Origin of the sequence: Mycobacterium sp. 4858 (assembly GCF_900240975.1) — a bacterium.
In the GTDB taxonomy this organism is placed as follows: Bacteria; Actinomycetota; Actinomycetes; order Mycobacteriales; family Mycobacteriaceae; genus Mycobacterium.
The window spans coordinates 2,101,537-2,114,599 of record NZ_LT968776.1 but is presented as its reverse complement, the minus strand read 5'-3'; the positions used below and the strand labels follow the sequence as shown (position 1 = coordinate 2,114,599).

Genomic DNA, 13,063 nt, shown 5'->3' with positions numbered 1-13,063 from the left:
GGAAGACGAGCACCCGATGGCCATCGCTTTCAGTTACGACCTGGTGAAGGGGCGGCACGATCTGATCGCCGGGCTCACCGTGGCCGCAATCTCGTTTCCGCAGGCGATGGCGTACGCGTTGATCGCCGGGGTGGATCCGCGGTTCGGTGTGTACTCGGCGATCGTGGTGACGATCGTCGCCTCGGTTTTCGGGTCGTCGTCGCATCTGATCAACGGCCCGACGAGTGCTATCTCGCTGCTGGTGTTCACGGCGCTCGCCTTCATCGATTCGGAGAACGCCACAGAACTGTTCGAGGGGCTGTTCCTGCTGGCAGTGCTGGTGGGGGCGTTCCAGATCGTGATCAGCTTGTTCCGGCTCGGCAACCTGACCCGCTACATCTCCGAATCGGTGATCATCGGCTTCATGGCCGCCGCGGCGTTTCTGCTTGCCATCGGGCAGCTGGGAAATGCGCTCGGCGTGCGGGACAAGGGCAACGGCCACATGCAGGTCCTGCGCCGCGTGTGGCTGACGTTGACGCACGGTGACCACATCAACTACCGCGCCCTGACGCTGAGCACCGCGGCGGTGGTACTGGCGCTTGTGTTACGAAAGCTGGTGCAGCGCTACCGATGGCCGCAGATCGATATGCTTGCCGTGCTGATCGTGACCGCCGTGATCGCCTATCTGGCCGGCTGGTCGGCTCCCGGCCCGAACGGGCACACCGCCGTCGCGGTGGCGCTGAAAATTCCGCGCAGTCTGCCCACGGCGCATGTCCCCGAGGTGCATGCCGATTGGTTGCCGCACCTTTCGACGGGTGCGCTGGCAATCGCCTTCGTCGGCATCATCGAGGCGCTCTCGATCGCCAAAGCCATTGCCTACCAAACCAATCAGCAGATCGACTACAACCGGCAGATCATGGCCGAAGGCCTGGCCAACCTCGCCGGCGGCTTCTTTCAGAGCCTGCCGGGTTCGGGCTCACTGTCTCGCTCGGCCATCAACTTCCAGTCCGGTGCCCGCACCCGCCTCTCCGGGGTCGTCGCGGCCGCAACGGTAGCCGCGGCGCTCCTGTTGTTCGCGCCGCTGCTGCGGTACGTCCCGCAGCCGGCGCTGGCCGGACTGCTGCTCGTCACGGCCGCGCGGCTCGTAGACTTCAAGCGCCTGATCTATACGCTCAAGGCGTCGAAGTATGACGCGGGGCTGGTCGCAGTCACCGCCTTCACCGGTGTAGCGATCGACCTCGACAAATCCGTCCTGCTCGGCGTGGTCCTGTCGATCCTGCTGTTCGTTCCCCGCGCGGCGAAGCTTAAGGCAAGGGAACTCATCGTCACGCCCGAACGTGTTGTGCGCGAACGTATCTCCGGTGACTCGGTGGACCCGTCGATAGTCATTTACGACCTGGAAGGGGAGTTGTTCTTCGGGGCCGCCCCGGAACTTGACCGTTACCTGTCAGAGATCAGCCGGCGGGTCGCCGCCGACGGCATCACGTTCGTGGTGTTGCGCCTCAAACGCGTGCGCCATCCCGATGTCGTCTGCATCGAGCGCATCGAGCATTTCCTGCGCAACGAGACCGCACACGGTGTGACGGTTCTGCTGGCCGGGGTGCGCCCGGACACGCTCGGCGTCTTGAACAATGTCGGCTTCCGGCATTGGTTCCCCGCCGAACAGGTCTTCCCCGAGGAGGACGAGGAATTCTCGGCGACCCTGAAAGCGGTGCGCTACGCGCACAACAAGTTGGCCGCGCTGAACGTGAAGGCGCCGTTCACGACCGCGCCCGAGCTCGCACCGCACGCGGACCTCTACTACCTGGTCTGACGCCGGGATTCTCAGCCCGCGGCGGCCACCCTGGCCCGCTCGGCCATCGAGGCGATCACGCCACCGTCGTTGAGGATATCGGTGCCGGTGAGGTAACCCGCCTTGTCGCTGGCGCAGAACGCCAGCAGGTCGGCCATCTCCTCGGGCCGGCCCCACCGCGGGACGGCGGCGTTGGTGACCATCGCTCCGGCGCCGGCCTGTTCCTCGAGCCGGCCCATCTCGGTGTCGATGGAGCCCGGCGACACCGAGACGATGCGCAACCCGCGGGCGTTGAACCGCTCCGCCTGGGACTGGCTATACCACTTGACGAAGCTCTTGCTGACGGCGTAGGCGAGACCGGGCCGCGCCTCCTCGGGCGCGATGTCGCAGGCCGTCGTCATCGCGGCCATGAACCCGTCGACGTCGCTCAGCGCCAGCGAAAAGCGGTCCACCGGAACCATTTCCGCGGGCAGCAGGTGAGCGGCCATCGATGCCACGTTGACGATCGCCGAGCCCTCGCCGGCCACCGCGTAGAACGCCTCGTTGACGTTGAGCGTGCCGAGCGCGTTGGTCCGCATCACATAGTCGGCCGTGCCCATGCTGGGGCTCACGCCCGCCGTGTGGATGACCGAGGTGAGCGTCCCGAGATTGGTTGCGGTGTCGAGCAGGTCGGCGACCGCCCGCCGGTCGGTCACGTCGCAATCGACGGCCGTGTGCGTCATTCCGAGTTCGTCGAGGGCGGCGGCCGCCGCGGCGAGCCGGTCCCGCCTGACGTCGCACAGGACGACGGTGTGGTCTCGTCCGACGACTTTGGCCGTGGCCAGGCCCATGCCGCCCGCGCCGCCCGTGATCACCGACACTTGATTCATATCTGGACGGTATACGGGGGGTGGCCGCGGGCAGTTAGGGGTCCGGCACCTGATGGTGGGGATGGCCGCTGTGGCGGATTGCCGTGCCGAAGAACGGCGCCCGCACGGTGGCCGCCAGATGCCGCCGGTTTCGGATCAGCGCGACGATGGCCACCGCGGTGTAGGCGCCGCAGAGCAGCAGCCGGCCATGGGTCGAGGCGATGGGGAACTGCACGACGAACAGGCCCAACAGCGTGCACGCCGCGGCGCGGTGGAACCGCAGCGCCAACAACAGCGCCACCCCCATCATGGTTTGGGTGGCCGTGAGCAACACTTCCTCCACCTGACGCTGGTCGAGCTGTAGCGAGAATCCGCCGCCGCCCAGCAGGTGGGCGACCGGCAGGGACCCGATCAGCAGCGTCCACTGGTTGACCTTGGAGGAGATCAGGGTGGCGATGGCCGCGGTGCCCTTGCCCCGGGCGGCGAAGATGGTCGCGACGATGAACTCCGGGGCCTCGGAAGCGAGCGGGGCGAGCCATTGAACCAGCAGGAAGCGGTCGATGCCGAGCTCGGTACCTGCGGCGACGAGGTTGTCGGCGAACGGCTTGGCGCACAACAGGATCACCGCGCCGGAGGCCAGGAAGAGCCCGACCACGACGATCCGCCGCCCGCGATCGGGCAGCTCCCCCAGGGCGGCGGCGGTCCCGATCAGGTCGGGCTCCTCCACGTCGCCGTGGCTCACTTTGTAGAGGTAGAACCCGAACCACGCCAACAGCACCAAGCCCAGACCGAAGTGGATCTGGCCGCTCGCCGGTATCGCGAACGCGATGACGCCGGCGATCAGCAGGAATCCGAGTTCGACGCGATTGGTCGGTTGCAGCGCCAAGCCGGTGGCCTTCGCGTTGCCGGCCTTGCGCGCCACCACGATGCTGACCAGTACGACGACGGGCCAACCGAGACCCATCAGCAGCCGGTTGGACCCGGTCATGTTGGCGGCGGCGTATTGCGTGTAATCCGCGTTGTGGCCGGACACGTACGCGTAATACAGGTCGACGGCGTACTCGGGCAGCACCGCGATCAGCGCCAGCACCGCGGTCGCCATCCCGCCGGAGACATCGATCTGCGCGGCTTCGGCCGCCCAGGCCAGCAGGAAGCTGGCCGACACCACCGCGGCGCCGAAGGTGATGAGGGCGATGACCGGGTCGGGGTGCAACCCGGCGACGCGGATCACCAGCGCCGGTGCGACGAACGCCGCGGTGATCAGTCCGGACCGGGTCAGGGTGCGCCGCCGGGAGCGTTCTGCCGTGGTGACCGCGGCGGGCCTGTCTGTGGCGAGCATCGTCATCCTTCGATACGGAGGGGTGGCGACTGTACCGACGTAGTGAGGTTAGGTTTGCCATGCCGAACCGCCTACCCAAGTTACCCGCGCAGCCCGTCGCCAGCAACGTGGTCGACAGCCGAAGATGGCTCGGCGCCGGCAATCATCTTTGCTGGCCAGGGGGGCGCCAGCGAAAAGTTAGGGCACCCAGATTCCGAAGTTTGGCAAACCTTTGGGCCCGGAATCAGGTTCCTACGCAGTACGACGAGCCGCGGGCGGGCGAGGTTCCCGCTATTTCCCCGGCCCCATGGCGGCGGCCGCGGCCTGGGCGAACAGTGCGACGGCTTGGTTGCGGGTTAGCGAGGCCAACATTTGTTCGGCGGCGCGCATCATGTCGCCGACCATCAGGGTCGGTCCGTTGCCCAGGTTCTCGAAGGCCTCGGCGATGACGTCCGCCACGGCGGCCGCGCCTGGCGGTACCTCGTCGAGCGAACCGATCTGCCCGCGGCTGTGTTCGAGTTGCCGCAGGGCGGGCGTATCGGTCTTCCCCAGGATGAGGCCCAGGACGTCGACCCCCTTGTCGTGCAACTCGGCCCACAGCGCCTCGGCGAAGACCATGTCGAACGCCTTCGACGCGCCGTAGGCCACCATGTTGGCCCCCCCGGCCAGGCCGGCGCCCGACCCGAACAGCACGATCCCGCCGCGCCCCCGCTCGACCATGCCGGCGGCGAAGTGGTGGCACAGCTGCATCGGCACCATGCAGTTGCGTCGCACCAGCGCCTCGGCGGTTTCGATCGGGTTGGCGAGAAACGGCTCGAAGTTCGGGTCGGCCCCCGCGCAGTACGCGAGGAAGCCGATCGCGAGGTCGCCTGTCGCCGCGGCGATCGCCGCCGCCGCACCCGGTTCGGCGAGATCGATGGCGAGGGTCCGCGTGGACGCCGACGTGTCGTCGCGAATCCCGGCCGCGACGTCCTCGAGGACGGCTTGCCGGCGGGCGATGAGCACCACGTTGACGCCGCGCTCGGCGAGGCCGCGGGCGAACGCCGCGCCCACCCCGTCTGAGGCCCCGGCCACCACCGCCCAGGGTCCGTACTTGGCTGCGAACGTCATTCGCCGGCCCCGACCGTCGTCAGGCGCACCTGGGTGTAGCGCCGGCGGGCGATGCGCCACCCGTCGGGGGTGCGCACGATCTCGTCGTCGTAGAAGCCGATCGCGTTGACGCCGGAGTCGTTGTCGGCGGCCATGATCAGGCCGTCGAGATAGGTGCGCGCCGTGGCCGTGTCGCCGTCGACCGTGATCGCCTGGTTGGTCAGGCGGTGCAGCGTGTGTCCCGCCAAGGCGTGCACCTGTGCCATGAAGTCCGTGGCGGCGTCGACCCCGGTCCACGACCCGATCACGCCGTAGTCGAGCTGGCAGTCCGCGGTGAACACCGTGCGAAACAGCGGCCAGTCGCGCCGGTCGATCCCGGTGGCGTAGCGCACCAGCAATTCGGAGATGTCCTGGCGGTCATCACGTTCGGTCATGGCAGGTCTTCACCGCAGCGCGCAACACAGTTACTTTCTCGAATACTCGATATAGACTCTCGAATGTTCGTCTCACTCTAAAGCGTGCGGCAGGGGAGTCAAGCCATTCGGGGAGCGACGTCTGCGCCGACCGCCCGGGTGCTCGACGTCGTCGAGCTCCTGGCCCGGTCTTCAAACGCGCGGCTGCGGTTCTCCGACATCGTGCGCGAGCTCGATCTCACGCAGGCGACGGCGCACGCGATCCTCAAGACGCTGTGCGACCGGGGGTGGGCCAGCCGCGATCCGGTCGCCAAGACGTTCACGCTGGGCCCCGCGCTGGCCGTCGTGGCGGCGCGCACCGACACCGCCCGGCCGCTCGCGCATGCGGCCCGTTCCGCGGCCCTGCGATTGTCGCGGCAGATCGGCTACGGCTGCTCCGTGGTCGAGCGATTCGGGGATTCGTTGGTGGTCACCGCATTCGAGGGCCAGCCCGCCGCCCCGCCGTCCGGAATCCCTGGCGACCGCATCCCCTACGCCCCGCCCTTCGGGGTGGCGCTCGCCGCCTGGGACGACGAGGAGGAACAACGCGCGTGGATCCGCCGTGGCGTCGGCAACAACCCCGATCGCACCCGGCGCCTGGAACGGGTGCTGCAGCACACCCGTGAGCGGGGATTCGACGTCGACTGGACCACGCCCGCGCTCGCCCAGGCGGTGCAGGTGGTCGGCACGTTGGACAGCGCTGAGATGCCCACGCCGGTGCGGCACATCGTGGATCAGTTGCTCGACGAGTTCACCACCATAGGGTTCCTCTCCGACGACAACCCGGGTCGCCGCAAGCAACCCGTGGTGACCATCGCCGCACCGGTTTTCGACGAACGACACGTCGCCCTCATGGTGGCCGTGCACCCGCTGTGTCCGTTGTCGGCGCGGCAGATCCGGGCCATCGGCAAGCAGTTGACCGACGAAACGGCGGCGATCAGCCTGGCCCCGCCTCGACCGGATGGGGTCGGCCGCGCGGTCTAGGCTCCGCCTATGGAACTGCGGCAGTTGCGCTACTTCGTGGCCGTCGCCGAGGAGCTGCACTTCGGCCGAGCCGCGCAACGCGTGCACATCTCCGGACCGGCCCTGTCGCAACAGATCATCGCGCTGGAGCGCGAGCTGGGCGCCGGCCTGTTCGTGCGGGACCGGCGCAGCGTCCGGCTGACCGAGGCCGGACGCACCCTCCTTCCGGACGCGCGCCGGATCCTGTCGCTGGCCGACGACGCCAGGGCCCGGCTGCAGCGGGCGGGCGCGTGCAGCGCGCCGGTGCGCCTGGGCTACGTCAGCTGGCTTCCCGACGACATCACCACCCTGCTGGGGAGCGCGGCGGACCTGCGGCTCGACGACTGGGTGCTGCCGTCGCACGCCCAGGCCGACCGGGTGGCCGAGGGCACCCTCGACATCGCGCTGGCGTGGGTCACCGCGAGCCAGGCCGAGGAGCGGGGTCTGACGGCACACCTGCTGCGGACCGAGCCGCTGCACGCCGTCGGCCCGGGCCTCAGCTCGACGGAACCCATTGTGGCGCAACGGATCAGCGTGCTCGTAGACGCGGACGAGTCGGCATGGTCATCGTGGAATCGATACGCCAAGGAGTTCGCCGCCGCCACCGGCGCCCGCGTCGTGTCCATCGACGACGGCGGCATCACCGGGGACGCGTTCTACGCCCACGTGCGCAGGATCGGCGCGGCCGTGCTCGCGTCACCGAAGCGCCACACCGTGGCCCTCCCGCCCAGCCTGGGTCAGCGTCCCGTCGCCGAACCGGTGCCGCTCTGGACGTGGTCGCTGCTGCACCGCCGGGACGACGACCGCACCGGGGTGCGCGGCGCCGTGGACGCGCTGCTGGCGGTCGCGCGTGCCCGCGACTGGCCGGCCCCTCCAGCCGTGCCGTGGTGGGCACCGTCCGACGACCCCCACCTGCGGTGAGAACTCGCACCGAACACTGGTAGGAGAGCGGTCCTGGACGGCGGGCCGGCGCTGCGCTTGGGTGAAGATAACGCGGCTCGGGAGGCGAAAAGTCATGGCACACAACCACGTCGTGGACGAGCTGGCCGAATTCGTCGTCGGCGCGCGGCCGACCGACCTGACGGGAGCGCCGCGCGCGCTGATGAAGCGCAACGTCCTCGACAGCATCGCCTGCGCGGTCGGCTCCCTGGACGGCGAACTCGTCGGGACGATCCGCGACCACACCGGCCAGTTCAGCGGCGTCCCCACCGCCACCTTGGTGGGCGGCGGACGCGCATCGGTGGACCAGGCCGCATTTTTCAACGCGGTGCTGGTGCGCTATCCCGACCTGCTCGACACCTATCTGACGGCCGGAGGCCTGTGCCATCCCGCCGACAACTTCGGTGCCGTGCTGGCCGTCGCCGAGCACACCGGCGCCAGCGGAGCCGATTTCCTGTTGGCGCTGGCGGTCGCCTACGAGGTGCAATGCCGGTTCAGTTCCCAGGTGCCGGTGATGGCGCGCGGCCTCAATCACGCGTTGCAGCTGTCGATCTCGGTCGCGGCCGGCACGGCCAAGCTGCTGGGGCTGAGCGTCGAGCAAACCGCCAACGCCATCGCGGCCGCCGCGACCGACAACGTGTCGTTGGCGACGGTGCACGCCGAACCGGTCTCGAATTGGAAGGGCATCTCACCGGCCATCACCGGCATGCGCGCCGTCTACGCGACCATGCTGGCCGCCCGTGGCGTCACCGGGCCGAAGCCGCTGTTCGAGGGCCCGCACGGCCTGGTGCAGCTGTTCGGCCAGCCCATCGACCTCGCGACCGGCGACCGGCGGCTCACCTGCGTGGAACAGACCTACCTCAAGCAGTACTGCTCCCTGATCCACGGGCAGGTGGTCATCGATGCGATCTTGGCCCTGCGCACCGAAAACGACCTGCGCGGTGCGGACGTCGCGCGGGTGACGCTCGACGTCTTCCAGGGCGCATACGACTTCGCCGGCGGGGGAGCCTACGGGGGCAAGGACGACCCACGCACCAAAGAGCAGGCCGACTACAACCTCAAATACCTCAGTGCGGTGGCGCTGCTCGACGGCGGGGTGGGCCCCGAACAGCTGGAAACCGACCGGGTCCTGCGCGACGACGTACAGGAGCTGTTGACGCGTGTCGCCGTCAAACCCGCCGCCGACCTGACCGCCGACTATCCGCAACGCACGGCGGCGCGGGTGCACCTGGAGACCCGCGACGGACGGGAATTGTCCCGCGAGCAAGCCGATTACGAGGGCTCCCCGACCCGGCCCATGTCGTGGGAACGCGTCGCGGAGAAGTTCGAATGGCTGGCCGAACCCTTCTGCGACGAAACGTTGCGCACCGAGATCGTCACGGCGGTCGGTCGCCTCGACGAGATCCCCGTGGCCGACCTCGCCGCACTGCTCGGCGCGGCGAGCCCCGTGGCGCAACGGCCGCGCACCAAACCCCGGTTCTGACGTGCCGGGCGCGCCCCCTTGCATGGCCTGCTTCCGGCGGTGCGATGATCGGCCATGCGCAAAGATCAGGGCGGTAATCGGTGGGAGTTGGTCACCTGCGCGGTCGCGGGCCACGCCACCTATGCCCCCGACGAGCAGGACCTCGCCGCCCGGCTGAGCGGCACCACCGCACTGGGCGAAGTCTGGCGCTGCCTGCGCTGCGGTGAATTCACCGTGGGCTCACCGCACGGGCGGGGACGCGCCGAAGACGCGCCGATGATCATGCGCGGCAAGGCTTTACGTCAGGCCATCATCATCCGGACCCTCGCGGTCGAGCGCCTGTTCCGGGCGGTGGTGATCGCGCTCGCCGCGTACGCGGTGTGGAAGTTTCGCGGCGCGCGCGGCGCCATCCAGGCCACGCTGGAACGCGACCTGCCGATCTTCCGCGCCGCCGGATTCAAGGTCGATCAGATGACGGTCGTGCACGAACTGGAGAAGGCGCTGGCCGCCAAGCCGTCCACCCTGGCCCTGCTGACCTTGATGCTGGCCGCCTATGCGCTGCTGGAGGTCGTCGAAGGGGTCGGCCTGTGGTTGCTGAAGCGCTGGGGCGAGTACTTCGCGGTGATTGCCACCTCGGTGTTCCTGCCGCTGGAGGTTCACGACCTGTTCAGGGGCATCACGATGACCCGGGCGGTCACCTTCGCCATCAACGTGGCCGCCGTCGTCTACCTGTTGTTCTCCAAGCGGCTGTTCGGCCTGCGGGGCGGCCGCGCCGCCTACGACGAGGAACGGCGCGGCGAGCAGCTGCTCGACGTCGAGAAGGCCGCCGCCGGAACCTGACGCCGGACCCGGCCGCGACTGGTAAGAACAGAGCGATGGGCACTTATGCGGTCACCGGGTCGGCTTCCGGGATGGGCCACGAGACCGCGCAGCGGCTCAAGTCCGACGGACACACCGTGATCGGCGTCGACATCAAAGACGCCGATATCGTCGCGGACCTGTCGACGCCGGCCGGGCGCAAGCGCGCCGCCGACGGGGTGCTGGCGGCCGCGGGCGGCAAGCTCGACGGTGCGGTCCTGGCCGCCGGCCTCGGGCCCAGCCCCGGTCGAGAGCGGCTGCGCCAGATCGGCCAGGTCAACTTCTTCGGCGTCGTCGAGCCGCTGGTCGCCTGGCGGCCGGCCCTGGCCGCGGCCGAATCCGCGAAAGTCGTCGTAGTGGCCAGCAACTCGGCGACGACGGTGCCCCTTGTCCCGGCGCGAGCGGTCAAGGCCTTCCTCGCGCACGACGGCGACAAGGCGCTGCGATCGGTGCGGCCGTTCGGTCCGGCCGCGCCGACCATGATGTATGCGGCGTCGAAGATCGCCGTCGGTCGTTGGGTGCGGCGCCACGCGGTTCTGCCGGAATGGGCGGGCTCGGGAGTGCGCTTGAACGCCCTGGCGCCCGGAGCCATCATGACGCCGTTGCTGGAAGAACAGCTCGCGACGCCGCGGCAGGCCAAGGCCGTCCGGTCGTTCCCGGTCCCGGTCGGTGGCTTCGGCCAGGCGCGGCACATGGCCGACTGGATGTGTTTCATGCTGTCCGAATCGGCCGAATTCCTCTGCGGCAGCGTGATCTTCGTCGACGGCGGGACCGACGCGTATTTCCGCGCCGACGATTGGCCCAAATCGCTGTCCGCGCGTGGCTTGCCGGGCTACCTGCGACGTTTCCGAGGTTGGCGGAAACTGTGACCGCCGTCCCCCGCGCCGGGGGATGTGCGTCGCGCCACAATGCGGCTTTTCGCGGCGTTTACCGCGGCGCGGCGCATCGGTAAAGCGGGCCGGGTGCAATTCAATGAGTCGGCGCACAGGCCGAACAGGGAAGGGTCGAAACCGTGGCAACACTGCCGTCCTGGATCAGCCGGAGCCCTACCAATCTCGATGTGGTGACGCCGATCAAGGCGCGCGCCTGTGACGCGTTGCAGGTGGTGCTGCGCGGCAGCCCACGCCGTGCCCGCCCCACCGTGACGCTCATGCGGCCGGGCATGGAGCGCTGTTGACGGCACCGCGCCCTTGACCCGGCCGTGATCCGGCGCGGCCTCTACTACCGGTAACGCCTACTGTGGCGAAACCGCCGAGCCCGTTGCGCGTCCGCGCCGTCGGGCCCGCGAGGCGCGCAGATTGGCGGCGTTGCCACACGTCTTGACGTCGTGCCACACCCCGCTGTTGTTCTTGGAGCGGTCGTAGAACGTCGACCCACAGCGGTGGTTATGGCACTGCTTGACACGCCGCCAGGTATCGGCCTGCTGGCTCAGCAGGATCTCGCCCCACAGCGCCGAGGCAAGCCAGCGCCAGCCGGCGCCGCTGGGCTCCAACCGCACCGCACCGTCGTCGGACACCGCGAGGGATGCGGTGACGGTGCTTCGTCCGATGGGCGCCTCGCCGGCCACCAGCGAATCGAGCGTGCCCCGCAACGCGCGCAGCTTGGTCAGGTCGTTGTCGTCGAGCTCCGGCGGCGGCAACTCCTCGCCGCGGGCGGCCGACCAGTTGCGCACCGCGCCCTCGACCCAGTCGCGCGCGAGGGCGGTGTCGGCGAGCAGGTCGGGGCCATATCCGGCGATCCCCCTCGTGTTGAGGAAATCCTGGACCAGCCCGAGGCCGCCGGGCGCCGGGATGAGGCCGTACCGCTGTGACGCAGTCCATGGAATAGACATAACTGAAAGATACTTGCCTATGTCGTCACCGGCAACTACCGTGACAGAAACAAAATTGATTTACCTAAGTCAGGAGTGCGAATCATGGTCAACATCAAGGGGTCGACGGTCGTGGTTACCGGCGGACAGCGCGGACTCGGCAAGGCCATCGTGGACGAGTTGTTACAGCGCGGCGCGGCCAAGGTCTACGCCACGGCGCGGGCGCCCAAGCCCATTGCAGACCCGCGGGTGGTCAGCGCCGAGTTGGACGTTACCGATGCGGAATCCGTTGCGGCACTGGCGGCGTCGGCTTCGGACGTGGACATCGTCATCAACAACGCCGGCGTGCTGGGGGCGCGGTCGTTGCTCGACAGCGACATCGACGAGGTGCGTGCGGTGTTCGAGACGAACTACTTCGGGGCGCTGCGGGTCGCGAAGGCGTTCGCGCCGATCCTGGCCGGCAACGGCGGCGGAGCCCTGGTCGACATCGCGTCGATCCTGTCCTGGATGCCCGGCTCCGGCGGGTACGGAGACTCCAAGGCGGCGCTGTGGTCGGCGACCAATTCGCTGCGCATCGAACTCGAGAAGCAGGGCACCCTGGTGGTTGCGGCGCACCTCAGCTTCACCGACACCGACATGACGTCCGGCTTCGACGCCCCGAAGAACGACCCGCGGCAGGTGGCGCGCGCGATCGTCGACGGCATCGAACGCGACGACGCCGAGGTGCTGGCCGACGACGACACCCGCTACGTCAAGGCGGCGTTGTCCGGACCGGTCGAGGCGCTGCCCCGGATGCCGTGAACCGCCCGTACGCATGAAGGTCTGCCCGAAGGCAGATCCCCGTCGTAAGACGGTGGGTCAATCAGGCCCTTGCGGATGGCCTCGCCCAAAAATGGGCTTGCTGCACTTCGGGCAGACCACCGGGTTGCCCCGGCACCCCTACGTTCGCACCGCGCCGCCCCGCCTTCGACGGCCGAAGGTCCCCAATGCTTCGGCCTAAGGTCACCTCGGGGGCGAGGCGGGGCCGGCGGTCGGCGTGTTTGGATAGCGACATGCCTGACATGGAAATCGAAGGCGTCGTGAGCGCCACTCGCGTCATCGCGGCCAGCGCCGCGCGGATCTTCGATCTGATCGCCGATCCCGCCCGCCAGCCGAGCTGGGACGGGAACAACAATCTCGCGTCGGCCGCTCCAGGTCAGCGGGTCCGCGCGGTCGGCGACGTGTTCAAGACGACACTGACGAACGGGGCGGTACGGGAGAACCACGTCGTGGAATTCGTCGAAGGCAGCAAGATCGCCTGGTGTCCAGCCGAACCAAGGAAGCAGCCGCCGGGTCACCTGTGGCGCTGGGAGCTCAGCCCCGTGAACGCCGAACTCACCACGGTGACCCACACCTACGATTGGACCGCGCTGGCCGACCCGACTCGCCTCGAGCGTGCCCGCGCGACGACGCCGGAGATGTTGCGCGAATCCATGGACCGGCTCGCCATGGTCGCCCAAGCGCCCGACTAGGGA

The 13,063-nt window shown here is 68.8% G+C and carries 14 protein-coding genes; 9 read left to right on the top strand and 5 right to left on the bottom strand.

Features of this window, described 5'->3' with window-relative positions:
* Positions 1-16: 16 nt before the first annotated feature.
* A complete protein-coding gene (locus tag C1737_RS18455; protein ID WP_102420014.1) occupies positions 17-1,792 on the top strand; it encodes a SulP family inorganic anion transporter in 1,776 nt (591 codons plus the stop codon).
* 11 nt (positions 1,793-1,803) lie between these two features.
* Here the strand turns inward: C1737_RS18455 and C1737_RS18450 are convergent, their stop codons facing one another.
* The 4 genes from C1737_RS18450 to C1737_RS18435 form a co-directional block, all read right to left on the bottom strand.
* Complete coding sequence (locus C1737_RS18450) at positions 1,804-2,640, bottom strand: SDR family oxidoreductase (RefSeq protein WP_102419136.1); 837 nt, start codon at positions 2,638-2,640, stop codon at positions 1,804-1,806.
* A 34-nt stretch (positions 2,641-2,674) separates the two neighbouring features.
* Positions 2,675-3,964, bottom strand: coding sequence for a sodium:proton exchanger (locus C1737_RS18445; RefSeq protein WP_102419135.1), 1,290 nt, complete (start codon positions 3,962-3,964; stop codon positions 2,675-2,677).
* 264 nt (positions 3,965-4,228) lie between these two features.
* Positions 4,229-5,047: an SDR family NAD(P)-dependent oxidoreductase gene (locus C1737_RS18440; RefSeq protein ID WP_102419134.1), complete on the bottom strand. Its 819-nt coding sequence runs from the start codon at positions 5,045-5,047 to the stop codon at positions 4,229-4,231.
* The gene (locus C1737_RS18435; RefSeq protein WP_102419133.1) at positions 5,044-5,460 is read right to left on the bottom strand and encodes a nuclear transport factor 2 family protein; all 417 of its coding nucleotides are present in this window, start codon (positions 5,458-5,460) and stop codon (positions 5,044-5,046) included. Before C1737_RS18435 ends, C1737_RS18440 begins: the two co-directional genes overlap by 4 nt.
* 138 nt (positions 5,461-5,598) lie before the next feature.
* Here C1737_RS18435 and C1737_RS18430 point away from each other — a divergent pair, with 138 nt between their 5' ends.
* The 6 genes from C1737_RS18430 to C1737_RS26895 all read left to right on the top strand — a co-directional run bounded on the left by C1737_RS18430 (position 5,599) and on the right by C1737_RS26895 (position 10,916).
* Complete coding sequence (locus C1737_RS18430; RefSeq protein WP_068095459.1) at positions 5,599-6,462, top strand: helix-turn-helix domain-containing protein; 864 nt, start codon at positions 5,599-5,601, stop codon at positions 6,460-6,462.
* 9 nt (positions 6,463-6,471) lie between these two features.
* Positions 6,472-7,401, top strand: a complete 930-nt coding sequence (locus C1737_RS27430; RefSeq protein ID WP_102419132.1) for a LysR family transcriptional regulator — start codon at positions 6,472-6,474, stop codon at positions 7,399-7,401.
* A gap of 112 nt (positions 7,402-7,513) precedes the next feature.
* Positions 7,514-8,902 carry an MmgE/PrpD family protein gene (locus C1737_RS18420; RefSeq protein ID WP_102420013.1) on the top strand — a complete coding sequence of 463 codons (1,389 nt, stop codon included), beginning with the start codon at positions 7,514-7,516 and terminating at the stop codon, positions 8,900-8,902.
* A gap of 54 nt (positions 8,903-8,956) precedes the next feature.
* A complete protein-coding gene (locus C1737_RS18415) occupies positions 8,957-9,721 on the top strand; it encodes a DUF2127 domain-containing protein (protein ID WP_067924238.1) in 765 nt (254 codons plus the stop codon).
* Between the two features lie 35 nt (positions 9,722-9,756).
* Positions 9,757-10,608, top strand: a complete 852-nt coding sequence (locus C1737_RS18410) for an SDR family oxidoreductase (protein ID WP_067924237.1) — start codon at positions 9,757-9,759, stop codon at positions 10,606-10,608.
* 143 nt (positions 10,609-10,751) lie between these two features.
* Positions 10,752-10,916: a hypothetical protein gene (locus C1737_RS26895; RefSeq protein ID WP_197509250.1), complete on the top strand. Its 165-nt coding sequence runs from the start codon at positions 10,752-10,754 to the stop codon at positions 10,914-10,916.
* 57 nt (positions 10,917-10,973) lie between these two features.
* Here the strand turns inward: C1737_RS26895 and C1737_RS18405 are convergent, their stop codons facing one another.
* Positions 10,974-11,570: a CGNR zinc finger domain-containing protein gene (locus C1737_RS18405; RefSeq protein ID WP_233214784.1), complete on the bottom strand. Its 597-nt coding sequence runs from the start codon at positions 11,568-11,570 to the stop codon at positions 10,974-10,976.
* Between the two features lie 84 nt (positions 11,571-11,654).
* Between C1737_RS18405 and C1737_RS18400 the strand changes: the two genes are divergently transcribed.
* Both C1737_RS18400 and C1737_RS18395 read left to right on the top strand, forming a co-directional pair.
* Positions 11,655-12,350, top strand: coding sequence for an SDR family oxidoreductase (locus tag C1737_RS18400; protein ID WP_067924245.1), 696 nt, complete (start codon positions 11,655-11,657; stop codon positions 12,348-12,350).
* Between the two features lie 251 nt (positions 12,351-12,601).
* Complete coding sequence (locus C1737_RS18395; protein ID WP_067924236.1) at positions 12,602-13,060, top strand: SRPBCC family protein; 459 nt, start codon at positions 12,602-12,604, stop codon at positions 13,058-13,060.
* Positions 13,061-13,063: the final 3 nt, after the last annotated feature.

What these genes read in the sequence shown, in the direction of transcription:
- C1737_RS18455 (WP_102420014.1), top strand. Translation starts at nt 17, where the DNA reads ATGGCCATCGCTTTCAGTTACGACCTGGTGAAGGGGCGGCACGATCTG.
- C1737_RS18445 (WP_102419135.1), bottom strand. Translation starts at nt 3,964, where the DNA reads ATGACGATGCTCGCCACAGACAGGCCCGCCGCGGTCACCACGGCAGAA.
- C1737_RS18440 (WP_102419134.1), bottom strand. Translation starts at nt 5,047, where the DNA reads ATGACGTTCGCAGCCAAGTACGGACCCTGGGCGGTGGTGGCCGGGGCC.
- C1737_RS18410 (WP_067924237.1), top strand. Translation starts at nt 9,757, where the DNA reads ATGGGCACTTATGCGGTCACCGGGTCGGCTTCCGGGATGGGCCACGAG.
- C1737_RS18400 (WP_067924245.1), top strand. Translation starts at nt 11,655, where the DNA reads ATGGTCAACATCAAGGGGTCGACGGTCGTGGTTACCGGCGGACAGCGC.
- C1737_RS27430 (WP_102419132.1), top strand. Translation starts at nt 6,472, where the DNA reads ATGGAACTGCGGCAGTTGCGCTACTTCGTGGCCGTCGCCGAGGAGCTG.
- C1737_RS18405 (WP_233214784.1), bottom strand. Translation starts at nt 11,570, where the DNA reads ATGTCTATTCCATGGACTGCGTCACAGCGGTACGGCCTCATCCCGGCG.
- C1737_RS18450 (WP_102419136.1), bottom strand. Translation starts at nt 2,640, where the DNA reads ATGAATCAAGTGTCGGTGATCACGGGCGGCGCGGGCGGCATGGGCCTG.
- C1737_RS18435 (WP_102419133.1), bottom strand. Translation starts at nt 5,460, where the DNA reads ATGACCGAACGTGATGACCGCCAGGACATCTCCGAATTGCTGGTGCGC.
- C1737_RS18415 (WP_067924238.1), top strand. Translation starts at nt 8,957, where the DNA reads ATGCGCAAAGATCAGGGCGGTAATCGGTGGGAGTTGGTCACCTGCGCG.
- C1737_RS18395 (WP_067924236.1), top strand. Translation starts at nt 12,602, where the DNA reads ATGCCTGACATGGAAATCGAAGGCGTCGTGAGCGCCACTCGCGTCATC.